The following is an 862-nucleotide window of genomic DNA, read 5'->3' as shown; positions in this document are numbered from 1 at the left end:
TGCTGAAGCCAGCTTGAATGCAAGCATGCCACGAGACTTTGCGCGGACCAAGAAGCGCATGCCTGGCTGCGAGTAGCCACCGAGGAGGTGGCTCGCTTGGCCTGTGCAAGCGGTGCATTTACGCGAGGGCCTAACGCCAAAGTTCAGGGGCGCCCGCTTGGCGTAGCCGAAGCGATGCGACGTATGAGCGTCCCCTGCAACGCCCAGTTAGGCGCTGGTTGATAGCGCTGCGGTGGTTGAGGGTCACGACGCTGATTGCTTGCCCACGTGGCGGCTATAGGCGAAGAACACTTCATCGCGAACCCAGCCCATGGACTCATAGAGTTGTTGCGCTTGATGGTTGGTTCTTGCTGTTGTGAGATCCATTCGCGCCTTGCCGTCCGATCTTGCGCGGTTCTCTGCGGCTTGCAGCAGCATTCTTCCAACTCCACTCCTGCGCGCGATGGGTAAGACGAAGAGGTCGTAGAGCGCATATATGGGTTGTGCTTCAACCGAACAGAATGTTGGGTAGAGCTGGCAGAAGCCAAGCAGCCCTGCCTCTTGGGAAGCTGCGAGCAGGATGACCGACTCGTTCCCATTGATTCGATCGGCGATGAACGCCGTAGCGCGAGGGAGGTCGGCGGGTTGTTCGTAGAACTGACGATAAAGATCAAACAACTCCGCAACGGAGCTTGTGTCTCGAGCTGAGGCTTCCCTGATGGTGATGTTCATTTTGTTCGTGGGGGCGCCTAACGCCCAAGTTCAGGGGCGCACGCTTGGCGTTGCCGAAGCGCGCAGTGGTGGAGGCGTCCCCTGCAACGCCCAGTTAGGCCGGTGCCAGTAGCAGAGCCGATGCGCAGCCAGCGAGCCCGCACACGAGGCG

At 59.9% G+C, this 862-nt stretch carries 1 protein-coding gene; it reads right to left on the bottom strand.

What is annotated here, in order from left to right:
• Nucleotides 1–243: 243 nt before the first annotated feature.
• Nucleotides 244–711, bottom strand: coding sequence for a GNAT family N-acetyltransferase (locus ABG80_RS13755; protein ID WP_058088221.1), 468 nt, complete (start codon nucleotides 709–711; stop codon nucleotides 244–246).
• Between the last annotated feature and the right edge of the window lie 151 nt (nucleotides 712–862).

It is taken from the genome of Aquabacterium parvum (assembly GCF_001447195.1).
Taxonomy (GTDB): Bacteria; Pseudomonadota; Gammaproteobacteria; order Burkholderiales; family Burkholderiaceae_C; genus Aquabacterium; species Aquabacterium parvum.
Note: the sequence above shows the minus strand (reverse complement) of the source record. Positions and strands in the feature narration are given on the sequence as shown.

Excerpts from the sequence above, each read along its gene's own strand:
- ABG80_RS13755 (WP_058088221.1), bottom strand. The coding sequence starts at position 711 with ATGAACATCACCATCAGGGAAGCCTCAGCTCGAGACACAAGCTCCGTT.